This is a genomic window from Roseospira visakhapatnamensis (genome assembly GCF_014197915.1).
Classification (GTDB): Bacteria; Pseudomonadota; Alphaproteobacteria; order Rhodospirillales; family Rhodospirillaceae; genus Rhodospira; species Rhodospira visakhapatnamensis.
The window spans coordinates 1-21,430 of the sequence record NZ_JACIGK010000041.1 but is presented as its reverse complement, the minus strand read 5'-3'; the positions used below and the strand labels follow the sequence as shown (position 1 = coordinate 21,430).

18 protein-coding genes and 1 pseudogene are annotated in these 21,430 nt (G+C 65.7%); 9 read left to right on the top strand and 10 right to left on the bottom strand.

The features are described 5' to 3' along the window. Positions 1-52 precede the first annotated feature (52 nt). On the bottom strand, positions 53-388 hold the full coding sequence (locus tag GGD89_RS17970; protein ID WP_184048349.1) for a hypothetical protein: 336 nt from the start codon (positions 386-388) through the stop codon (positions 53-55). A 188-nt stretch (positions 389-576) separates the two neighbouring features. Between GGD89_RS17970 and GGD89_RS17965 the strand changes: the two genes are divergently transcribed. After that, positions 577-1,719, top strand: a complete 1,143-nt coding sequence (locus tag GGD89_RS17965; RefSeq protein WP_184048345.1) for an ABC transporter ATP-binding protein — start codon at positions 577-579, stop codon at positions 1,717-1,719. Positions 1,720-1,805: 86 nt separating this feature from the next. Here GGD89_RS17965 and fldA read toward each other — a convergent pair whose 3' ends face one another. Continuing rightward, complete coding sequence (gene fldA / locus GGD89_RS17960; RefSeq protein ID WP_184048342.1) at positions 1,806-2,288, bottom strand: flavodoxin FldA; 483 nt, start codon at positions 2,286-2,288, stop codon at positions 1,806-1,808. Between the two features lie 450 nt (positions 2,289-2,738). Between fldA and GGD89_RS17955 the strand changes: the two genes are divergently transcribed. From GGD89_RS17955 to GGD89_RS17925, 7 genes are all read left to right on the top strand, one after another. Continuing rightward, positions 2,739-3,629, top strand: coding sequence for a heme/hemin ABC transporter substrate-binding protein (locus GGD89_RS17955; RefSeq protein ID WP_184048339.1), 891 nt, complete (start codon positions 2,739-2,741; stop codon positions 3,627-3,629). Then, the gene (locus tag GGD89_RS17950) at positions 3,626-4,744 is read left to right on the top strand and encodes a FecCD family ABC transporter permease (RefSeq protein WP_184048336.1); all 1,119 of its coding nucleotides are present in this window, start codon (positions 3,626-3,628) and stop codon (positions 4,742-4,744) included. Before GGD89_RS17955 ends, GGD89_RS17950 begins: the two co-directional genes overlap by 4 nt. 13 nt (positions 4,745-4,757) lie before the next feature. Then, positions 4,758-5,549 carry a heme ABC transporter ATP-binding protein gene (locus GGD89_RS17945; protein WP_184048333.1) on the top strand — a complete coding sequence of 264 codons (792 nt, stop codon included), beginning with the start codon at positions 4,758-4,760 and terminating at the stop codon, positions 5,547-5,549. 31 nt (positions 5,550-5,580) lie between these two features. Further along, positions 5,581-5,922 (top strand): antibiotic biosynthesis monooxygenase family protein, encoded by a 342-nt coding sequence (locus GGD89_RS17940; RefSeq protein WP_184048330.1) that lies wholly within the window; start codon positions 5,581-5,583, stop codon positions 5,920-5,922. Then, entirely contained in the window at positions 5,919-7,367 is a 1,449-nt protein-coding gene (gene hutW / locus GGD89_RS17935) for a heme anaerobic degradation radical SAM methyltransferase ChuW/HutW (protein ID WP_221238552.1), read from the top strand. Before GGD89_RS17940 ends, hutW begins: the two co-directional genes overlap by 4 nt. 67 nt (positions 7,368-7,434) lie before the next feature. Beyond that, positions 7,435-7,953 (top strand): heme utilization cystosolic carrier protein HutX, encoded by a 519-nt coding sequence (gene hutX, locus GGD89_RS17930; protein ID WP_246423208.1) that lies wholly within the window; start codon positions 7,435-7,437, stop codon positions 7,951-7,953. Then, positions 7,937-8,638: an NAD(P)H-binding protein gene (locus GGD89_RS17925; RefSeq protein ID WP_221238551.1), complete on the top strand. Its 702-nt coding sequence runs from the start codon at positions 7,937-7,939 to the stop codon at positions 8,636-8,638. Before hutX ends, GGD89_RS17925 begins: the two co-directional genes overlap by 17 nt. Positions 8,639-8,748: 110 nt before the next feature. Here GGD89_RS17925 and GGD89_RS17920 read toward each other — a convergent pair whose 3' ends face one another. Beyond that, positions 8,749-9,723 carry a tetratricopeptide repeat protein gene (locus GGD89_RS17920; protein WP_184048322.1) on the bottom strand — a complete coding sequence of 325 codons (975 nt, stop codon included), beginning with the start codon at positions 9,721-9,723 and terminating at the stop codon, positions 8,749-8,751. 136 nt (positions 9,724-9,859) lie between these two features. Between GGD89_RS17920 and GGD89_RS20710 the strand changes: the two are divergent. Then, a pseudogene (locus GGD89_RS20710) lies at positions 9,860-11,413 on the top strand (IS1380 family transposase). Between the two features lie 746 nt (positions 11,414-12,159). On the opposite strand, the gene GGD89_RS17905 reads toward GGD89_RS20710, so the two are convergent. The 7 genes from GGD89_RS17905 to GGD89_RS17880 form a co-directional block, all read right to left on the bottom strand. Continuing rightward, positions 12,160-15,408, bottom strand: coding sequence for a type I restriction endonuclease subunit R (locus GGD89_RS17905; protein WP_184048313.1), 3,249 nt, complete (start codon positions 15,406-15,408; stop codon positions 12,160-12,162). After that, positions 15,408-15,917 (bottom strand): DUF4411 family protein, encoded by a 510-nt coding sequence (locus GGD89_RS17900; protein WP_184048310.1) that lies wholly within the window; start codon positions 15,915-15,917, stop codon positions 15,408-15,410. The genes GGD89_RS17905 and GGD89_RS17900 overlap by 1 nt, the downstream gene beginning before the upstream one ends. Further along, complete coding sequence (locus GGD89_RS17895) at positions 15,914-17,068, bottom strand: ImmA/IrrE family metallo-endopeptidase (protein WP_184048307.1); 1,155 nt, start codon at positions 17,066-17,068, stop codon at positions 15,914-15,916. Before GGD89_RS17895 ends, GGD89_RS17900 begins: the two co-directional genes overlap by 4 nt. Further along, positions 17,065-18,402 carry a restriction endonuclease subunit S gene (locus GGD89_RS17890; RefSeq protein WP_184048297.1) on the bottom strand — a complete coding sequence of 446 codons (1,338 nt, stop codon included), beginning with the start codon at positions 18,400-18,402 and terminating at the stop codon, positions 17,065-17,067. The genes GGD89_RS17895 and GGD89_RS17890 overlap by 4 nt, the downstream gene beginning before the upstream one ends. Next, positions 18,395-18,529: a hypothetical protein gene (locus GGD89_RS20440; RefSeq protein WP_281396747.1), complete on the bottom strand. Its 135-nt coding sequence runs from the start codon at positions 18,527-18,529 to the stop codon at positions 18,395-18,397. The genes GGD89_RS17890 and GGD89_RS20440 overlap by 8 nt, the downstream gene beginning before the upstream one ends. Continuing rightward, positions 18,526-19,620 carry a Fic/DOC family N-terminal domain-containing protein gene (locus GGD89_RS17885; RefSeq protein ID WP_184048293.1) on the bottom strand — a complete coding sequence of 365 codons (1,095 nt, stop codon included), beginning with the start codon at positions 19,618-19,620 and terminating at the stop codon, positions 18,526-18,528. The genes GGD89_RS20440 and GGD89_RS17885 overlap by 4 nt, the downstream gene beginning before the upstream one ends. 64 nt (positions 19,621-19,684) lie before the next feature. Beyond that, positions 19,685-21,325 carry a class I SAM-dependent DNA methyltransferase gene (locus GGD89_RS17880; RefSeq protein WP_184048290.1) on the bottom strand — a complete coding sequence of 547 codons (1,641 nt, stop codon included), beginning with the start codon at positions 21,323-21,325 and terminating at the stop codon, positions 19,685-19,687. Between the last annotated feature and the right edge of the window lie 105 nt (positions 21,326-21,430).

Sequence of the window (21,430 nt, the reverse complement as noted above, 5' to 3'; positions counted from 1 at the left end):
ACGCAGCCTTTCGATCCCTCCTGGGAATCGTCACCACCAAAGGCCCCATCACCTACGATATGTTGATCGCACCGGAAGCAAAGGGATAAGCCTTCCACGCGGTTATCACACCAAGGCTGCTTGCCACCGTCACCACGCCCAGGGTCAGCAGCACCGAATTGCGGACGTAGTCGTCCAGCACCGTGGCCGCCAAGTGAGCCCACACACCGTCGCTGGGCAGGAAGACGCGGGACACCACGACAAGGATCGGCAGAGCCACCAGCAGCGCAACGGTTCCCACCGTCCAGGACCACGGCGAGACTCGAAGGTGCCGGCGCAACAGGGGCGACGATCGGGTACGGTGGATCGGTCCGGCGGGATCCGGGACGGGGACGGAGCGGTCTGTCATGGCATGCGTGGTTCCTTCGCTGTGGACTCGAGACGCTCGCCTGTCCACGCACAGGGGGTCAAGAGGGAGACCAGGACATGGACGACGCCAGCCGGACGACGGGCAGCGAACGCCCCCGAAGGTTGCGGCCTGGGTCGAGGGCCGGGCCGGGGTAGGTACGGCAGAACCCGCGCCGATGGGGCGTGGCAATGAGCGATGCACCCGAGGCTCTCGTGCTCGCCGACGTGACCCACGGCTATGACAGCGGCACCCCTGTCGTGCGCGATGTCACCCTGACACTGGCGGCCGGCGAGGTGGTCTGCCTGCTCGGTCCCTCCGGGTGCGGCAAGACGACATCGCTGCGCCTCGCCGCTGGACTGGAGCGGCCCTGGGCCGGCCCAATCCGCATGGGTGGTCGGCTGGTCGAGGGCATGGACGACGACGAATCCGGGGTCCGGCACCTGCCTCCGGAACGGCGCCGGGTCGGGTTCCTGTTCCAGGATTTCGCCCTGTTTCCGCATCTGCGGGTCGGCGACAACATCGCCTTCGGCCTGAAGGGGCAGCCGCGCGCCCGTGTGGCCGAGCGGGTCGGCGCGGTGCTGGCGGCGGTCGGGATGGCGGACTCCGTGCGCGCCTGGCCGCACCAGCTTTCCGGCGGCCAGCAGCAGCGGGTGGCGCTGGCCCGCGCGCTGGCGCCGAACCCGGCGCTGCTGCTGGACGAGCCATTCTCCGGGCTCGACACCAGCCTGCGGCGGACGGTGCGGGACCGCGCGCTCCGGGTCCTGCGCGAGGCCGGGGTGGCCGCCCTGATGGTCACCCACGACCCCGAGGAAGCCATGTTCATGGCCGACCGGATCGCGCTCATGCAGGCCGGACAGGTGGTGCAGCTGGATACGCCGATGGGGCTGCACCGGCACCCGAAATCGCCCTTCGCGGTGCGCTTCTTCAGCCAGACCAACGAGTGGGCCGGGCGGGTGCGGGACGGCGCCCTGGACACACCGCTGGGCGTGTTTCCGGCGTCGGGGTTGCGGGACGGCGCCGCCGCGCGATTGCTCACCCGGCCGCAAGCCCTGGTGCCCACGGCCCGCACAGGCGCGGCCGACATCCTCGCCCGGGTCGTGTCGGTGCGGCCCCTGGGTCATCAGACCATCCTGCTGTTGACCCAGGAGACCGGGGCGGCGGGCGACCTGCCCCTCGTCGCCTGCGTCCCGGGACCCGCGCCCTGCGCGGCCGGCGAGACGATCGCGCTCCGGGTAGAGCCGCAGGCCTGCTTCGTGTTCGCGGACGACCACGGGGGTGAGCCGGCGGATGACCGTGTCCCGAAACGGGGACCGGGGGTTAGGGCCTGGTGACACGGGGGGCGCGGAGGGGGTGCTCCGCCCCGGCTGTCTCTCCCCCAACCACGTCCTTGGCCTCGCTCTGGGCGGGAACGGCACCGTCAGCGGAGGCCGGCGACCCACTGGTCGATGCGCGCGGTCGTCTTGCCCGGCTGCTGGTCCTCGTCCAGGACCAGGCCGACGAACTGGCCGTCGCGCTCCGCGAAGGACTCGGTGTAGTCGTAGCCCTCCGTCTTGGTGAAACCAACGACCTCGGCGCCGCGCTCGACGGCTGTGTCGTAGATATGCCCCATGGCGTCGACGAAGGTGTCCGGGTAGGTGAACTGGTCCCCGGTCCCGAACAGGGCCACCCGCTTGCCCGCCAGACTGGCGTCTTCCAGCAGGTGATAGCGTTCTTCCCAATCGGACTGAAGATCGCCGAACCCATAGGTCGGGCAGCCGAGAATCAACAGGCTTGGGCTTTCGAAGTCCTCGACCGTGGCCGTCTTGATGTCAACGCAACGGCCGTGCAGGCGTTTGGCGATACGGCTGGCGACGGCGCGTGTGGCGCCGGCGTCCGAGCCAAAGATCACAGTCACGCTCATCTCCTGGACCTTGTCGCACGTTGAGGGGGGGCCTGCGGCGGCCCGGCCTCTCCGCCGACGTCCACAGACGCAACCTCATAGCGATATTGCGACGCATTCGCAATAGAAAACCAACAATGGCGCTAGGGTGACAATGCGAAAGAGCAGGTGGTCTTGTGGAAATCTGTGCAATACAGACCCACGGCGACGGTGGGTCTTTATTATTGACAAAATGGCCGTGAAATAGGGCGACGCGTTTCGTTGCACAGGGCTTCTCAGCATCTGGCGACCGACCTGCCTTCACGAGGACCTATGCCCCTCCGACTCCACCAAATTGTCTCGTACTCTTCATATTAACCGCGGTTTTCGATTGTCATTGCGAATGCGTTGCATTATCTGTTACTCCAATCGGGACATTGGGAAAGACCCAAGCGGCACGGGACCGCACGGGCTTCGCTCGGAGGGCCAGCGATGATCGACAGTGCACGACCGGGGCGCGGACGCCTGACCCTCGGCATCGGTTTGGTCGGCGCAATCCTGACCGCCCTCGCACCCCCGGCGCAGGCAGAGGGACCGCACCGGGTGGTCTCGATCGGCGGGGCCGTGACCGAGATCGTCTATGCGCTGGGAGCCGAGGATCGGCTCGTCGCCGTCGATTCCACCAGTTCCCACCCGCCAGCTGCCGAAGACCTGCCCGATGTCGGGTACATGCGCCAGCTGGCGGCGGAACCGATCCTGGCTCTTGGCCCCGACCTGCTGCTTGTGATCGAGGATGCTGGCCCGCCCGAGGTGATCGCGCAGTTGCATGCCACCGGCGTTCCGATCGTCACGGTGCCCGACGAGCCCACCATCGACGGTGTGCTCGACAAGGTGCGCCGCGTGGCGGCGGCCCTTGGCGAGGACGAGGCCGGCGAGACCCTGGCCGGCAAGATCCGGACCGCACACGACGCGGTGACGGCGCGCCTGGAGGGCATCACCGAGCGCCCCCACGTGCTGTTCCTGATGTCCATGGGGGGCGGTGCGCCCCTGGCCGCCGGCGCCGACACCTCGGCCGCCGCCGTGATCGAGATGGCCGGCGGACAGGTGACGCCGAACGATTTCAGCGGCTTCAAGCCGGTGTCGCCGGAGGCCCTGGCGATGGCCGCGCCAGACGTGGTGCTGGTCTCCGAACGGACGCTTGAGGCCCTGGGCGGGGCCGAGGCGATCCTGACCCGGCCAGACCTGGCCAACAGTCCGGCGGCGCGCACGGGCCGCGTCGTGGCCATGGACGCGCTGATGCTGCTGGGCTTCGGTCCGCGCACACCCGACGCGGTGGCGACCCTGGCGGAGGCTCTGCACCCCGACCGGATGTCAGGGCGATGACCGAGTCTCTGGGCGCCAGCCTCGCTGTCAACGCCGAAGAAACCGATGCGGCAGCCCGGATGCGCCGGCGAGAGGCGCGCACGCGACTTTCGCTGGCTGGAATGGCGGCCCTTCTGATCGCCTGCCTCCTGCTTTCGGTCGGCCTCGGCGCTGTCGCCATTCCACCGCTGGAGGCCCTGTCGGTGCTCTCCGCCCGTCTCGGCCTGGGCGCGCTGACCGACCACACGCCGGTGCAGGAGACCGTCCTGTGGTCGTTGCGGCTGCCGCGAGCGCTGCTGGGGGTGCTGGTCGGCGCCGCGCTGGCCATTTCGGGCGCGGCCATGCAGGGCCTGTTCCGCAACCCGCTGGCCGACCCGGGCCTGATCGGCGTGTCCACCGGCGCCGCCCTGGCCGCCGCCCTTGTGATCGTGCTGGGCGGCGCGGTGCCGTTCGGCCTGGGAACGATCCCCGGCGACCTGCTGCTGCCGCTGGCCGCCTTTGGCGGCGGACTGGTCGCGGTTGCCCTGGTCTACCGCATAGCCAGCCACGACGGCCGTACCGAGGTCGCCACCATGCTGCTGGCCGGGATTGCGCTGAACGCCGTGGCCGGCGCCGCGATCGGCGTGCTGGTCTTCATCAGTGACGATCAGGCGCTGCGTGACCTGAACTTCTGGCTGCTGGGCAGCCTGGGGGGCGTGACCTGGGATCGCCTGCTGTTGGTCGCTCCGCTGATGCTGGGGCCGGCCCTCCTGACCCTTGCGTTGGCCCGGCCGCTCAACGCGCTGCTGTTCGGCGAGACGGACGCTTTGCATCTGGGCATCGACGTCGAGCAGACCAAACGCCTCGTCGTGCTTCTGTCCGCCCTGGCCGTTGGGTCGTCGGTCGCGCTGACCGGTGTCATCGGGTTTGTCGGACTGGTCGTGCCGCATCTGGTGCGACTGACCATCGGGCCGGACCACCGGGTCCTGTTGCCTGCCGCGTTGATGCTGGGGCCAAGCCTGCTGCTGCTCGCGGACCTTCTGGCGCGCACCCTGGTCCTGCCGGCCGAGCTGCCCATCGGCATCCTGACGAGCTGTGTCGGTGGGCCGTTCTTCCTTTGGTTGCTATTGCGCCGACGCGGCCTGGGAATCTGGTAGGAGACGGAACGCCATGCTGACCGCAGAAGACCTGACCGTGATCCGCCGGCAGCGCGCGATCGTCGATCGCGTCTCCCTGGACCTGTCGGGGGGCACTCTGACCGGCCTGATCGGCCCCAACGGCGCGGGCAAGTCGACGCTGCTTCACCTGTTGTCCGGCGCCCTGGCGCCCGACGACGGTGGCGTCATGTTCGCCGGCCGTCCGCTGACAGACTGGCCCCGGGCGGCGCTCGCGCGGCGGCGCGCGGTGCTGCCCCAGTCCTCGGACCTGTCCTTCTCTTTCCGCGCCCTTGACGTCGTGCTGATGGGGCGCGCCGCCCATGCGGGCGTCTCCACCAGCGATCGCGACACGGCGGTCGCGATCGAGGCCTTGCGGGCGATGGACGCACTGCACCTGGTGGAACGGATCTATCCGACCCTCTCGGGTGGAGAGCGCCAGCGGATCCAGTTGGCCCGCGTGCTGGCCCAGATCTGGCCGGAGGAGACGGGCCCGAACGCCGGGGCGGGACGCGTCCTGTTGCTGGACGAGCCGACCAACACCCTCGACCTGCTGCACCAGCACCTGGCGTTGCGGTTCGCCCGCCGCCTGGCCGATGACGGCGTGTGCGTGCTTGCCGTGCTGCACGACCCCAATCTGGCGGCGTTGTACGCGGACCGGGTGGTGGTGCTCGACAACGGCCGTGTGGTGGCGGATGGCCCGGTGGATGCGGTGATGACCGAAACAACCTTCGATCAGGTGTTCGGCCTGCGGGTGACGGTCGCCCGCCATCCGACACGCGGGACACCGCAGGTTCTGCCGGTGTAGCCCCGCCCGACTACCAATACGGAGGCGGCGCATGTTCATCGCGATGAACCGTTTCGAGGTCTGGAAACACCAGGCCGATAGTTTCGAGGCCGTCTGGACGACACGCGAGAGCCGGCTTCGGGGCCAGCCGGGCTTCGTGTCGTTCACATTGCTGCGGCTGGCGCCGGACTTCGCGGACGACACCAGCGAGACGGTCCTGTTCGCCAGCCATACGGCGTGGCGAACGCTGGCCGATTTCGAGACCTGGACTCGCTCCCAGGCGTTCCGTGACGCCCACAAGGACGGTGGGCAGACCCGCGACATGCTGAAGGGGGCCCCCCGGTTCGAAGGCTTCACGGTCGTCCAGGCGATAGAGGGGAACGACACGACGTGACGGCGATCCCGGATGCGGCACGGGCGCGGATCGGCGGCGATCCGCTGACGGAGGCGTTCACCGCGCGGCGCGGGTCGCATTGGTTCGCGCGCCGCCCGTTGCCCGTGGACGATCCGGCAGCCACCTGGGAGGCCCTGCTGCACACCCCGCGCTCCGGCAAGACGGTGGCCTATCTGCACGTCCCGTTCTGCGAGAGCCATTGCCTGTTCTGCGGTTTCTACCGACACGGTGCCCGGGACGGGTTCTCCGCGCCCTACGCCGCCATGCTGGTCCGCGACCTGGAGCGCGAGGCCGGCTCTACCGCCCAGACGTCCGGGCCGATCCATGCTGTGTACCTGGGCGGGGGAACACCGACCGCGCTGGACGCGCCCGACTTGCATGCGGTCATCACGGCGGCCCGTACCCACCTGCCGCTGACCCCCGATTGCGAAATCACCGTCGAGGGCCGGGTGCACGGCTTCGATGACGAAATGATCACGGCCTGTCTGGAGGCAGGGGCCAACCGCTTCTCCATCGGCATCCAGACCTTCAATACGGCGGTACGCCACCGGCTGGGGCGCAAGGCCGACCGGGACGCGGCGGAACGTCTCCTCGCCGGCCTGGTGGCGCGGGACCGGGCGGCGGTGATCTGCGACCTGATCTACGGACTGCCCGGCCAGACCCTGGAGACCTGGCGCGACGACGTCCGGACGGCCATCGAGCTGGGTCTGGACGGGGTTGACCTCTACGCCCTGACCCTGGTGCCGCACAGCCCGCTGGCCCAGTCGATCGACAAGGGCGCCCAGCCGTCAGCGCCCCCCTTGGCCGACCACGCGCGCTTCTATGGGGCCGGACTGGACCTGCTCGATACCGCCGGCTGGCGTCACCTGAGCCAGGCGCACTGGGCGCGCACCACCCGGGAACGGAACCTTTACAACCAGTCGGTCAAGGAACAGGCGCATTGCCTGGCCTTCGGCGCCGGGGCCGGCGGCCTGCTGGCCGGGCATCGCTATCGCCTGGAGCCGGACGAAGCGCTCTACCGCCACCGCATCGCCGCAGACGAAAAGCCACTGGCCGCCCTGTTCGCACCGGCGTCCGACCCGCCGGCCCGCGCCGCCGTCGCCGCCAGCCTGGAAAGCGGCCGGATGGCGCCGGACCATTTGGAGACCTTGGCCGGCGCCGGGTTCGCCGCGCGGCTGGCCCCCCTGCTGGACCACTGGACCGAGGCCGGCCTTGTGGCCCCGGCTCCCGGAGGGGTGGCGCTGACCCGGGCCGGCTGGTTCTGGCAGCCCAACCTGATCGGCGCGCTGATGGCGCTGATCCCCGACGACGCCAGGCCCCCCAATAACCCTGGCACCGGCTGGGCGGACAAAAGCCCCTCATCCCCTCCATCACCGCACGAAAGGACCGTTCACCATGGGCCACGCGACCCCAACCGAGACCAGCGCCAGCCCGTGCACCTGTGACTGCGGCAGCGCGTGTTCCGGCGACGGCGAGGCCAGTCCCTCACCGGAGGCGCGGCGGGACACCGCCATGGCCGCCGTAACGGCCCGCTTCCTGGCGTCCACCGACGGTGTGCTGGAGGAGATCGCCGCCGAATTCGGCCTGACCCCCCGCGAGGTCGCCGCCTGCCTGCCCGCCTCGACCGGGGTCTGCGTCCCCGGCGAGTTGTTCGAGGAGATCATGCGGGATGTTTCGGAATGGGGCGTGGCCCTGTTCCTTGTCCATACACCCGACCTGATCCTGGAATGCGCGGGCTCGGTCCCGTATGGCACGATGGCGCAGGGGTACTTCAACCTGATCGGAGACAGCCCCATCGGCGGTCACCTGCGGCGCTGGCGATGCGCCGCCATCCAGTTCATCAGCCGCCCGGTGATGGGCCACGACAGCCACGCCATCGTCTTTTTCAACATCGAGGGCGGCGTGATGTTCAAAATCTTCGTCGGACGGGACGCCCGCCACGCGCTGAAGCCCGATCAGGTGGCCCGGTTCCTGGCCCTGCGGGACCGGCTGGCGATACACGCGGAGGCCGGGCATGAACGCGCTGGGTGACCCCCGGACACGCCGCCGTCTGATGCTGTTCGGCGGCGCGCGCGGCACCGGCCTGGAGGTCGCCCGCCTGGCCCGGGAACGGGGCTGGACGGTGGTGGCGCTGGCGCGGCCGACATCCTCGCTGGATGGGTTGGTCGCGCTGGGGTGTACGGTGGTCATCGGCGACGCCCTGGACACAGGGCACGTCTCCGGCATGCTGCGGGTGCACGGCACCGGCGCCTCCGTTGTCTGTTCACTGGGCGGTGGACCGGGCGACATCGCGCCGGATGGCCGTGGTGTCACGACGGTGGTGGATGCGATGGTGGCCACCGGCCTGCGGCGGCTTGTGATGGTCTCCTCGCTGGGCGCGGGCGACAGCCGTCCCTTCGCCTCCGAGCGGCTGATCGCGGCGATCGGCAAGGTGCTGGAGGAGAAATCGCGGGCGGAAGCCCACGCCCGCGCCGCCGGACTCGACCTGACGATCATCCGCCCGGGCGGCCTGGTGACGACACCGGCCAGCGGCGAGGGCGCGCTGTTCGACGACAGGCGCGTCCACGGCCGCATCGGTCGCGGCGACCTGGCCGCGCTGATCCTGCACTGCCTGGAGACTCCGGCCAGCATCGGCCGCACGCTCTCGGCCATCGACCGCACAACCCTGACCGGACCGGCCGCCCCGGTGGCGGCGTTTCCGGCCCACGCCCCGTGATCGCAGCCGGTTTTGGCCGGTGGCGACCGCCCCAGGAATGCGGCCGCCTTGAGCCCGGATCGGTCACCGGGATTTGGACGGTTCTGGCTTTCACCAATGATAACAGAGGGCTATCCCCGATTTTGAGCAGTCCCTTTTTTACAGGGTGTTTTGGCGGTCTCGCTCAGCCAGGCCAGGGCGCCCTTGGTCGAGGTCCAGGTTTCCAGGCTGGAGAAGACATAGAGGACGGCCTCTTCCTTTGATCCCAGGGCGTAGTGGGGCGGCGTCTGTTTCGGCAGGCGTGTCTCGCCGAGCAGGTACACCGGCACATGCGGATTGTTCTTGATCGCCGCGGCCAGTGCCTTGCCGGCCCCCGATGTGGGCCCGCCCTGTTTGTACTTCAGCAGGGCGTCGGTGTAGGCCCACTCGGCGAAGTCCGGCTCTTCGTACTCGTCGAGCAGGTCCCGGGCGGCCTCGAACAGGTTCAGGTGCAGCAGTTTGGGGGCCAGCACATGGCGGATGCCCAGGTTGTCGTTCGGGCACAGTCGCAGCATGTCGCGCCAGTGGGCCACGGCCTCGTCGCGGTCCCCCATCTCCCACAGGCACTCGGCCAGGGCCGCCCGCGCTCGCATATAGGGGCGCGTTTCCAGGATCCCCCAGAAGTGCCCCTCCTCCTCCTCGAATGCCTCCTCCCCCAGGACGTGCCGCACGGCCTCGTCCCCGGCGGCCAGGGCCTTGTCCAGGGTGGCCCGCCTCTCAATGATGCCCTTGGCCTCCTCCTCGGCCAGCAGCAGCCAGGCGTCGGCGCAGAGCTCCGAGATCCCGAGCGCCCGCTTCGCCAGGGCAATCCGCTCCCGTTTCGTCCCGCGTTCCCAGGCGTCATACATGACATCCTGCGCCGCGTGGAGCGGATCGGCCTCCGCCTCGCCCAGGAGATCGTCAACGACCAGGCTCCTCTGGAGATTGGCCATCATCTTCTCCATGGCCACCCGCGGGGGCAGGTCCTCCGGAAGCGGGGCCGGGGACGCTTCGGCTTTCCGGCGTTTCCGGGGCACCGGCTTGGGGGCCTTGCTGCCGTCCTTGCGGCGGTTCTTGCTGACGGGCACCGCGTCTCTCCCCTCTGCCTGGATCACGCCGGAAAGGATAGCAAAAGCGCGCCGTCCGGGTCCCGGTTTTTCCTCGTCCGAGGGCCTGCTTGTCTCTATAATATATAACAGACTCAATTACATAGATGAGCCTCGCATGCTCTTTTCCGGTTTCGGCCCACGCGCGGTCATCGCCGCCTTCGACGGCGGCGAGATCACCTCGGACGCCGGCGGCCTGCTGTTGCGGGAGACGGCCAAGCGCCTGGACCTGTTCCCCCGCATGGCGGCCTGTTTCAAGGACCACCGGGACCCGGGTCGGGTCCGCCATCCGCTGGCCGACCTGCTGGCTCAACGCGTCACCGGCATCGCGCTGGGCTACGAGGATCTCACCGATCACGACACCCTGCACCATGATCCGCTGCTCAAACTGATGGCCACGCCGAAAGCCAGGGGCGCCGACCGGCCCGCTCCCCTGGCCGGCAGTTCCACCCTGGGACGCGTCGAACGGAGCTTCGAGGACAGCGACCACCGCTACCACAAGATCACCGCCCAGCCGAACCGGCTCCAGGACCTCTATGTCGACCTGTTCACCGAGAGCCACGACAGCCCGCCCAAGTGCATTGATCCAGACAAAAGATGCAGCGAGCATCATTTGTCTGGATCGAAAATGCACTAGATTCAAAAAGTTGTGCAGCGACCTTTGCCGTCAAGGGTGTAACCCTTGACGGCGTCGCTGCACTGGCGGATCACCCTGGACCTCGACGCCACCGACATCGAAACCCACGGCCACCAGGTCGGCGGCTTCTTCAACGGCACCTACGAACACCGCTGCTTCCTGCCGCTGTATGTCACCTGTGGTCCCCATCTGCTGCTGGCCAAGCTGCGTCCCGGCAACGTCGACAGCGCCAAGGGCGCGAAGGCGGCCATCAAACGCATCGTCGGACGCATCCGCAAGGTCTGGCCCAAGGTCCAGATCCTGGTGCGGGGCGATTCCGGCTTCGCCCGCCCGAACCTGATGACCTGGTGCGAGGCCAACCACGTCGACTATATCTTCGGCCTCGCCCGCAACACTGTTCTGCTCCACAAGGCCCGCAAGGTCCGCTCGAGAGCCGCCGTCGAGGTCTTGGCCACGGGTCAGACGGCCCTGGCCTTCGGCCACTTCACCCACAGGACCCGCTCCAAAAGCTGGACGCGGCCGCGCCACGTGATCGTCAAGGTGCTACACCGGGAAGGGCGGGAACAACGCTGCCGGTTCCTTGTCACCTCGCTGGACTGGAAGTCCCCGCAGGTGACCGAGGTCCTGCGCAACGCCCGGGATACCCACGAACAAGACGGCCAGACCCCGCCCCGGGACCTGATGCCGCGCGTCATCTACGAGGCCATCTACTGCCCGCGCGGCGACATGGAGAACCGGATCAAGGAGTGCCAGCTGGACCTGTTTGGCCACCGGGCCTCGGCCCATGGCTTCAAGGCCAACCAGACCCGCCTGATCCTGGCCGGGTTCGCCTATGTGCTGATGACACAGTTGCGCCTGCGCGCCCTGACGAGCACCGACCTGGCCAAGGCCGCGCCCGGCACCATCCGCCAGAAGCTCCTCAAGATCGGTGCCAGGGTCATCACCTCCGTGCGGCGGATCAAAATCTCCATGCCCGACGCCTGTCCGACCCAGGGGATCTTCTTCGCCGCCTGGCGATGCCTGGCGCCTCCGTAAGCCTACCTCCCCGGCCGAAAACAGAGAACGTGCGCCGCTTCCGCCGGAAGAATGGATCGGCATGTTCTTTTCTTGGGACTTTTTCTTTTATTAGTTGCATTCACGCGGCCATAGGCCCCGTTTCGCCATCCACCCCTCCCGGGCCGGCGACAGGACACCGGAAAAACCGGCACCGAAAGCCGAAACTGGGCCGCCGAAGACGCCGAAAAAAGTCCGGTGACCGATCCGGGATCAACGATCACAAGATCAACCGCCTGGACGAATTGCTGCCCTGGACCTGGCGCGCAACCGAAGATCGCCAGACCGCCGCCGCCTAATCTTCAAGCCCCAATCCCGGCGGCCCAGAGCGGCCGGTTACGAAACTGGGCCGCCGAAGACGCCGAAAAAAGCCGGTGACCGATCCGGGTCTACGCCCATGCCGCCGCAAATTCGCTTTCTGGAGCTACCTATGTGTTACCTGGGCGGGGAATTGGGTGGGTTTGGGCGCATGAAAAAAGCCCGTCAAGTCATTGACCTGACGGGCTTTTTTATGGTTGCGGGGACTTGAAGCCCCCTTCACCGAACGCGGCAGATACTGGAGTATCCCCGGTGGCGACTGGCGAAATGACACCGCTTTACGCTGCCGATTATTCTATCCCTTCCGCGCGCGGGATCGAAGCCCGAAGGGACGAAACACGCCCTCGGCGGGGCTCGGTCTACAAGAGCCCGGTCCGGCGCAGCCAGACGCGCTTGAGGAATCGTACCGCTTATACCGTCAATTCCGCCGATAACGCCTCCGCCTGCTGCAAGACTGTCTGCACGGCGGCATCTTGCAGGTCCGGCGGATACCCGTACTTGCGCAGGACACGTTTGACCAAAACCCGCATCCTGGCCCGCGCAGTCTCCATGTGCATCCAGTCGACGCTCAGGTTCTTGCGGATCTGCTCAACCAGTTCATGGGCAATGACGCGAAGCTGCGGTTCTCCTATGACGTCGCGTGCGCTTTCGTTCTCTGCCAGAGCATCGTAAAACGCGATTTCTTCATCTGACAACCCGCTTTCCTCACCCCGCGCGCGAGCCGCCCGGATGTCCTTTGCCAGCTTAATGAGTTCCTCCAGCACCTCAACCGTACTGATGGCGTTTGCGTGATACCGGGCAATGGCCTCTTCAAGCCTTTGTGAAAAGGCTTTGGCCTGCGTGACGTTGCGCTGGCCCTGGGCGCGAACCTCGCCATTGATGAGCTTCTTCAGGGCCTCCAGGGCCAGGTTCTTCTTTTCCATCGCCTTTACCTCGGCGAGGAAGTCGTCGGACAGGATCGACACGTCGGGGGTGGTGATGCCGGCTGCCTTCATGATGTCCACAATCTCGGTGGACACGACGGCTCGGCTGACCAGTTGCTGAATCGCGAGGTCCCGCTCGGCCTTGCTCTTGCCGGACCCGGCCGTGCTTTTGGCCAGCGCGGCGCGGATCGCCTGGAAGAAGCCGACCTCCTCGCGGATATCCTGTGCGGCCTCGCTGGCTGCGGCCAGAGCATAGGCCTTGGACAAGGCCAACACAGCATCGGCGAAACGACGGTGGGCGCGCTTCTTACCGTCTTCCGAGGTTTCCTGGGCGGCGGCGTCCTGCTGGAAGGCCAGCACCCACTCGATGGCTCCGGCCATGATGGACAGACGCTCAACCGGCGTTGCACCCTCGGCAAGGGCGGGTCGATAGTCGAATCCGCCTGGCACGTCAGGCGAGAACATGGACCGGACGATGTCGTACTTCTCCATCATTACGGCGACCGCTTCGGCCTCGTCGATGCCGGTCAAGTCCTGATCGGGGCGAGAATATTGGCCGAGGGCGTTCTTCAGGTTCTGGGCAATGCCGATATAGTCCACGACCAGTCCGGCGGGCTTGTCGCGGAACACGCGATTCACCCGCGCGATGGCCTGCATCAGGCCGTGCCCGCGCATAGGCTTATCGATGTACATCGTGTGCATGGACGGCGCGTCGAAGCCGGTCAGCCACATATCGCGCACGATGACCAGCCGCAGCGGGTCGTTCGGGTCCTTGGTCCGCTTTGCCATCAGGTCTCGGCGGGCCTTGGGGCGCTTGCCGATATGCCGTTGCCAGTCCTCGGGATCGGACGCGGCGCCGGTCATGACGATTTTGACCACGCCCGCCTTGTCGTCGTCGCTGTGCCAGTCGGGCCGGATCTTGACGATCTCGTCATAGAGCCGGACGCAGATCCGGCGGCTCATGCAGACGATCATGGCCTTGCCGTCGAGCGCCGCGACACGGTCCTCGAAGTGGGACACGAGGTCCTGCGCAACCATCGCCAATCTTTTTTCGGCGCCGACGACGGCTTCGACGCTGGTCCATTTGCGTTTCAGGCGCTCCTGTTCAGGCTCGGCCTCATCGCCCGCAATGTCGGCAATCTCGGCATCGATCTTCGGTTTTTCATCCTCGTCCAGTTCGATCCGAGCCAGCCGGCTTTCGTAGTAGATGGGAACGGTGGCGCCGTCCTCGACCGCACGGCTGATATCGTAGACGTCGATGTACTCGCCAAAAACGGCCGTCGTGTTGACGTCTTCTTTTTCGATGGGTGTCCCGGTGAAGCCGATAAACGAGGCATTCGGCAGAGCATCGCGCAGGTATTTGGCGAAGCCGTAGGACACCTCGGCGGTCTTCCGGTCCACCTTGGCGCGGAACCCGTACTGGCTGCGGTGGGCTTCGTCGGCGATGACGATGACGTTGCGGCGGTCGGTCAACAGCGGGTGGGTGCTTTGCCCCTCGTCAGGATTGAACTTCTGGAGCGTGGCGAAGATGACCCCACCCGACGGCCGATCCAGCAACCGGCGCAACTCCTCCCGGCTGTCCGCCTGTTGCGGCGTCTGGCGCAGCAGGTCCTTGCACATGCTGAAGGTGCCGAAGAGCTGGTCGTCCAGGTCGTTGCGGTCAGTGATGATGACGAGCGTCGGATTGGCCATGTGCGGATGACGAATCACCTGCCCGGCGTAAAAGGCCATCAACAGGCTCTTGCCGGAGCCCTGAGTGTGCCAGATGACACCGATCCGCTTGTCGCCCGGCCGGTAATGCTGCACGCCCGGCAGGCCGAAGGTCGCGGACGAGTCGGCTGAGGGTCCCCCATCCGGCGGTGTGACCGCCCGCATCGTCGAAGCCACGGCCTTCAGGACGGCGTGGTACTGGTGATATCCGGCAATGATCTTGACGGTCTCAAGCTGCTTGTCTTTGGTCTCCACCTGCCCGAACACGGTGAAGTCCCGGATCAGGTCGAGCAGACGGCGCCGGTCGAACACGCCCTTGAACAGCGTTTTCAGTTCGGGCGCCCCCTTCGGCGCAATGGTCTCACCGTCCACCGTCCGCCATGGCATGAACCGCTCGAAATTCGCGGTCAGGGACCCGACGCGCGCGTGCAGGCCGTCGGAGATGACGAGCGCCGCGTTGGTGCGGAACAGAGAGGGGATGCCGGTTTTGTAGGTCTGGAGCTGGTTGAAGGCCCCCTCCAGCGTGGCATCCTCAGACCCGGGATTCTTCAGTTCCACGACGCCGACCGGAAGACCGTTCAGGAACACCACCACATCCGGGCGGCGGTTCACCCGATCCTCGATGACGGTCATCTGATTGAGCGCCAGCCAATCATTCGCCTCAGGACCATCGAAGTCCACAAGGTGGACGGTATCGCCGCCGATGGACCCGTCCTCCCGGGTTACTTCGACAGGAACGCCATTAACCATGTAGCCATGAAGGCGGCGGTTCTCTTCGATCAGAGATGGCGTTTCAGCGTGGATGAAGCGGCGCACCACCTCGTCCAGCGTGTCAGACGGGATATCCGGGTTGAGATCGGCCAGGGCCGAGCGAAAACGACCGATCAGGACCACGTCGCCATAGCTGGACCGTTCGGCCACCGTGCCGTCCGGTCCCAAATCCGGCCTGGCGGCAACGGTGTACCCCAGCCCCGAAAGCCAGGATAAGGCGGCCTCTTCGACGAGGGATTCGGCTATCCGGACCATCACGCCACCTCCCCAGTCTGGCGACCGAGCACGAACCGTGCGCGTTCCCGCCGCAACATGTCGTAAGGCGTCACGAAGGACAGGCCGAGCCCCATGCAGGCGTTCGGGATCTTGATCTTGCGGGCCGTGTCTGCCGGGACCTCATGAGTGACGACGACAGCCCCATGGGCCTTGGCGTGCGCCACGAGCCAGTAGTCCGCGACCTGCAAGAAAGTGGACACGGCCGCGGGCTCATAGCCCTGCGTGCTGGCCCAGGCGCTGACGTCACGGAGGGCCGGAATTACAGCATCGTCGGGGGGCAGAAAGAAGGACCGCCCTCGCGCCTCGGCCCAGTCCGAAAGCTCGTCCTGACCGGCATGCAGTTCGTCGGCCACTTTTTCGATGCTGGCAACGCGGCCTTCCGCGTTCTTTTCAATCAGCCAAGACCAGAAGGCCGGACAAAAATCAAAGCCATAATGCAAATTCTTCGCCTGAATAAATACGTTTGAGTCCAATAAATACCTGCTCATAACATGACACCCACTTCCCGGCCAATCGTGTTGAAGGTGGATGTCTTGGCCACACCGAGCATCCGGAATGCGTCACGGTACAAGGTTTGCCCTTCCAGCGTGCTGGAAACGACAGCCCGTGTAAACCGCCGACTGACCCGCGATATGGTTGTCCTGTAGAAGTCTCCGCCGCCACCCGCTCCTGCACTCAAGGCCAACAGACGCGCGCGTTCCTGCTGCCACGCCTGTTCGAATGCCGCCCGGTCGAGCCAGCCTGCATCCAGCAGCCTTCGCAGGATCACCAGCGAACTCACTTTGAAGCGGCGCGTCAGACGCGGCACCGCGTCGCCAAGGCTCTCTCCGTCCGCCAGCGCGGGCCGCAGAGCCGCCAAGGGCACCAGCACCTCGGCGGCCACGGCGTTGCACCACACCTCCTCGGCCGGGCCGCCGGACACCGGCGCGGCGCCCGCATCCGACAGGCCGGTGGCGTTCAGCCACAAGTGGGCCAGTTCGTGAGCCAGGGTGAACATCTGGGCGGACTTGGTATCGGCCCCATTGATGAAAACCAGCGGGGCCAGCGGATCGGACAGGGCGAAGCCCCGGAACTCCTGTGGGTTCAGGGTGCGGCGCGTATTGCTGAGAACAACCCCGCTGACCATCACCAGCACCCCGGCCTGGTCCGCCTGCTGGATGAACAGGCGCAGCGCCTCTTTCCAGGTGCGGCAGGCCGCCCGTTGTTCCAGATCGACGCCGAGGGTCGCGCGGATATCGGCGGCGACCTCGTCCGGTGCCATGGAGCGATCAGCCCGGCCCACGAACGCGCGCGGCGGCTGGCGGGTCACCTGCGCGAAGTCGCGATACCACGCCTGCCGCTCCTGACAGACGTAGAGCATGTCCAGCAGGTTCGGGCTCGGTCGCGCCACGGCGCGATTCTCGACGGTGCGAAAATCCGGGATCGGCAGGCGCTCGTCCGGCGGTTCCGGCAGGAACAGGGTGCCCACCGGCACATGCACGGCGCGGGCGAAGGCGTCCAGTTGCTTCAGGGTCGGGCTCGCCTCGCCGGCTTCCCACTCCGGCAGCGTCTTGAACCGGGCCAGCAGGTCCTCGACCTCAAGCCCGGCCCGCTCCCGCGCCCAACGCAGCATATGGGGGGCGATGGGGACGCGGGTCATGCAACCGCCTCCACCTGCTTCTCGGCGTCTCGCAAGCGGATTTCGCCGGACATGAGCTTGGGCAGCAGCAGGTCGCGGGTTTGGGCAAGGGTACGGGATTCCCTCGTATTCGCGACAATCCGATCATATAGAGGGCGAGCAATCCCCTCGAAAGCTGCCATCGCCTTGTTGGATGGCACGACAACCGGGATGGGGCGAAACGCCTTCTTGCTGATTTCTGCGAAGGTCGAGCCGCCGGAGATGCCCTTGATGTAATCCAGGTTCTCGTAACACCAAAACAGGACAAAAACGTTCGGCAGTCTCTTTTTACAGATCATCGCAATGAATCCTTGGTTCACAGCGGTTGGAATTTCGGCAATAGCAAGGTACCCAATGGGTGCCCGCGAAGACAAAAGAACAGTACCGGGAGGCAGCAAACCGGAGCTGATTTTACCGACGCCCGCATCCGTAATCTTTCGTTCCGTGTCCAGCAAGACAGGTATGTCGAGCTTCGATAGGTCTTTCGGCGTAACCCAGTGATGCACTCCGCCATTCCAATAGGCGGGGTCCTTTGTGCTCGGTGTGGCCCCGCCAACAACCTCCACCTCCCGGCCGATCTCCGAAAGGTCCCACCCCTCCGGCTTCCCCTCGGCGTCGAAGCGATCGGGGAAGAGGTCCCAGAGGTCAGGGGCGAGGGTGGGCTCGCGGCCGTCCATCTTGGCGCGGGTGGGGCCGAAATCGACGAACCAGTCCTTGAACAGCGCCCGCGCCATGGCCTCCAGCGTCTCGTTCATCCGCCGGTTCAACTCGATCTTATCGTCGAGGGCGCCCAGCAAGAAAGCGACTTTATCTTGCACACCTCTTGGTGGAACCGGTACTTTGATCTGCTTCAAGCCGCCGAGGTTAAAACCAGGAACCGAGCTTCCAATAGCTTGATCCGCGATTTGCTTCTGGCCGCACTCGGATGAGAAATAATAATAAAGAAATAAAGCGTCAATTAGTTTTGTATTTGGTGTCAGTTTCATTTGTTTATTGCTGACAATGTATCGATCGTATAATGCTCTTTTGTCTACATAACCAACCTGATTAGTTGTCCCCCAGCATGTAAATACGAGATCTCCTCGCACCGCAATACTTCTCTTAAATTTTTCTGCCAGAACTGGCTCGATAAAGACTAAGCCTTCATCAATGAGCCGGTTTGCCACATTGGCGCTCAAATTACCGCCTCGAATTACCGGAATGCCAACGCTCCGAAAAGTCTTCGAGCCAATTGTCGATCCAAAAGGCCCAGTAGCCAACGCCGATTTTGACTGCGCAGCCAATTCCGCAACAGTCTTAAGGGGCCAATTACCCATTCGAGCACACCCCCTCCAGCGTCGCCTGGATGACCGCCGACAGGTCCTCCGCCCCGGCAGCCGGCTTGGCCCGTCGCGCCGTCATCGCCGCTCCGCGCCGCGCCATCACAGTCTGCTCTCCGCTCATGTCCCCTCCGCCGAGTCCAGGAACAGCCGGACCAGGTCCGTGTTGATGTAATAGTTGCTGCGGCCGGCGGTGTGTTTCATGACGAACCCATGTTCAGCCAGGGTGTCCAGGTACTTGGCCGCCGTCTGCCGGGTGATGTCCAGGTCCCGCACGACGAACTCGATCCGGGTGTAGGGGTGGCGGAACAGGTTGTTCAGCAGGTCCTGCGAGTACAGTTTGGGCAGGTCGCGACGCATGCGGTGCTTGACGCCCAGCATCTGCCCCCGGATGCCCTCGACCAGCGCCAGGGTCGTTGTCGCCGTGCTCGCCACCGCTTCCAGCATATACAGCACCCAGGACTCCCACGCGCCCTCGTCGCGCACAGCCTGAAGGTGGCGGTAGTAGTCGGCCTTGGTGCGGATAATGTGCCGGCTGAGGTACAGAACCGGGATGTCGAGAAGACCGGTACGCGTGAGGTACAACACGTTCAGGATGCGCCCCAGGCGACCGTTCCCATCGGGGAACGGATGGATGCTCTCGAACTGATGATGGATCAGCGCCATCTTGATGAGCGGATCGAGGGAACAGGCGTCGTCTTCGTTGATAAACCGTTCCAGTGCCGTCATCAGCGCAACGACCTCGCGGCCGTCCTGGGACGGGACATAGACGACATCGCCCGACCGGTCGTTCTTCAGGGCCGTTCCCGGTGTGGTGCGAAAGCCATCTTCCCGCCCCTTCAGGGCCTGGAACATCTCGATCAAGAGCTTGTTGGCGATGACCCCGTCCATCGCGAGAAGCCTGTCATAGCCCAGCCTCAGGGCGTGGCGATACAGGGACACCTCCTTCGCGGCGGGGGATTGCGGACCCTCCGGGAACACATCGGCCTGGAACAGTTCGTCCTGGGTGGTGACGATGTTCTCGATCTCGGAACTCGCCTTGGCCTCCTGAAGGGCGAGGGTATCGATCAGAATGGCCTGATTGGGAATGGTGGCCGCGCGTCCCTTCAGTTCAGCCAGGGCGCGGTTGGCCCGCGCCAGCGCCTTCAGCACCGGGACCGTTTCCAGGTCAACCGCTGGCGGCAAGTCCGGCACTGTGTAGGTCGGCTTTAACACGTCACCCTCTATGTGTTAAAAAAAAGCGGTTTTGCTAACATGTTTTTCGGATATGTCCACGGTCTCATGGTTTGGTTGACAGGTCCGCGCCGGGCGGCAGCACCCCTTCCAGCTTTGCCCGGATCGTGGCGGCAAGCGCATCGGACTCCGCGAACTGTTCGATCAGTTGCGCCTTCAGCGCGGCGAAACGCACCTCGAACGGCTCGTCGTCCTCGTCCAGCGCGGCGGCGCCGACATAGCGGCCGGGGGTCAGCACGTGGCCGTGGCCGCGGATGTCCTCCAGGCTCGCCGATTTGCAGAAGCCGGGCACGTCGACGTAGTCGCCCGGTTTTTCTGTCCCTGTCGCGCCTTCGGCGCTCCTCGCCTCTTGCTTCTCCCCCCGCCACGCATGATAGGTGCGGGCGATGGTGGCGATGTCCTCGTCGGAGAACTCTCGCCGGGTGCGGTCCACCAGATGGCCCAGCTTGCGGGCGTCGATGAACAGAACCTCGCCGCGCCGGTCCCGGAAGCCGGAGTTGCTCTTGTCCTTGGCCAGGAACCACAGGCAGGCCGGGATCTGGGTGGAATAGAAAAGCTGACCCGGCAGGGCGATCATGCAGTCGACGGCGTCGGCCTCAACCATGGCGCGGCGAATGTCGCCTTCCCCGCTCTGCTGCGAAGACATGGAGCCGTTGGCCAGCACCACGCCCGCCGTGCCGCGCGGGGCTAGGTGCCAAAAGATGTGCTGGAGCCAGGCATAGTTGGCGTTGCCGACCGGCGGCGCGCCGTACTGCCAGCGCGCGTCCTCGCGTAGACGCTCCCCGCCCCAGTCCGAGGTGTTGAACGGCGGGTTGGCAAGGATGGTGTCGAAGCGCAGGTCCCTGAGCTCATCCTTGTGGAAGCTGCCCTCGTTGTTCCAGCGAATATCGGCGTCGATGCCGCGCACCGCAAGGTTCATCTTGGCCAACCGCCAGGTCGTGTAGTTGCTCTCCTGCCCATAGACGGCGATGTCGCCGATGCGCCCGCCGTGCTCCTTCACGAACCGGTCGGACTGCACGAACATGCCGCCGGAGCCACAACAGGGGTCGTAGACGCGGCCCTTGTAGGGCTCCAGCATCTCGACCAGCACGCGGACGACGGAGCGCGGGGTGTAGAACTCGCCGCCGCGCTTGCCCTCAGCCCCGGCGAACCCGGACAGGAAGTACTCGTAGACCCGGCCCAGCACGTCGCGGGCCTGATCCTGGCTTTCGTGCATGGCGATGCCGGAAATCAGGTCGATCAACTCGCCGACCATGATCTTGTCGAGCGCCGGACGGGCGTAGTCCTTGGGCAACACGCCTTTCAGGGAGGCGTTGCTGGCCTCGATCGCCGCCATGGCGTCGTCGATCAGTTTGCCGATGGTGAACTGTTTGGCGCTGGCCTGAAGGTGTGACCAGCGGGCCTCTTTCGGCACCCAGAAGATATTCTCGGCGCGGTATTCGTCGGGGTCCTCGGCGGTCTGCTCGTCCCATTCCTTGAGGAGCGCGGCCCGTTTGGCCTCGAACGCATCCGAAATGTACTTGAGGAAGATGAGCCCCAGCACGACGTGCTTGTAGTCCGAGGGTTCCAGATTTTTACGGAGCTTGTCGGCGGCCAGGAAAAGATCGGCCTCGAAGCCGATAGTGGCGCCGTTGCTGTTCTTTTTCTTTGCGGTGTCGCCGCTCTGGTTTTTCTTCGGTCTGGCCATGACGTTTCAACGGAAAGGCTTATCCCTTTGCTTCCGGTGCGATCAACATATCGTAGGTGATGGGGCCTTTGGTGGTGACGATTCCCAGGAGGGATCGAAAGGCTG

Coding starts and splice junctions, on each gene's coding strand:
- GGD89_RS17970 (WP_184048349.1), bottom strand. CDS start 388: ATGACAGACCGCTCCGTCCCCGTCCCGGATCCCGCCGGACCGATCCAC.
- GGD89_RS17965 (WP_184048345.1), top strand. CDS start 577: ATGAGCGATGCACCCGAGGCTCTCGTGCTCGCCGACGTGACCCACGGC.
- fldA (WP_184048342.1), bottom strand. CDS start 2,288: ATGAGCGTGACTGTGATCTTTGGCTCGGACGCCGGCGCCACACGCGCC.
- GGD89_RS17955 (WP_184048339.1), top strand. CDS start 2,739: ATGATCGACAGTGCACGACCGGGGCGCGGACGCCTGACCCTCGGCATC.
- GGD89_RS17950 (WP_184048336.1), top strand. CDS start 3,626: ATGACCGAGTCTCTGGGCGCCAGCCTCGCTGTCAACGCCGAAGAAACC.
- GGD89_RS17945 (WP_184048333.1), top strand. CDS start 4,758: ATGCTGACCGCAGAAGACCTGACCGTGATCCGCCGGCAGCGCGCGATC.
- GGD89_RS17940 (WP_184048330.1), top strand. CDS start 5,581: ATGTTCATCGCGATGAACCGTTTCGAGGTCTGGAAACACCAGGCCGAT.
- hutX (WP_246423208.1), top strand. CDS start 7,435: ATGGCCGCCGTAACGGCCCGCTTCCTGGCGTCCACCGACGGTGTGCTG.
- GGD89_RS17925 (WP_221238551.1), top strand. CDS start 7,937: ATGAACGCGCTGGGTGACCCCCGGACACGCCGCCGTCTGATGCTGTTC.
- GGD89_RS17905 (WP_184048313.1), bottom strand. CDS start 15,408: ATGGTCCGGATAGCCGAATCCCTCGTCGAAGAGGCCGCCTTATCCTGG.
- GGD89_RS17900 (WP_184048310.1), bottom strand. CDS start 15,917: ATGAGCAGGTATTTATTGGACTCAAACGTATTTATTCAGGCGAAGAAT.
- GGD89_RS17895 (WP_184048307.1), bottom strand. CDS start 17,068: ATGACCCGCGTCCCCATCGCCCCCCATATGCTGCGTTGGGCGCGGGAG.
- GGD89_RS17890 (WP_184048297.1), bottom strand. CDS start 18,402: ATGGGTAATTGGCCCCTTAAGACTGTTGCGGAATTGGCTGCGCAGTCA.
- GGD89_RS20440 (WP_281396747.1), bottom strand. CDS start 18,529: ATGAGCGGAGAGCAGACTGTGATGGCGCGGCGCGGAGCGGCGATGACG.
- GGD89_RS17880 (WP_184048290.1), bottom strand. CDS start 21,325: ATGGCCAGACCGAAGAAAAACCAGAGCGGCGACACCGCAAAGAAAAAG.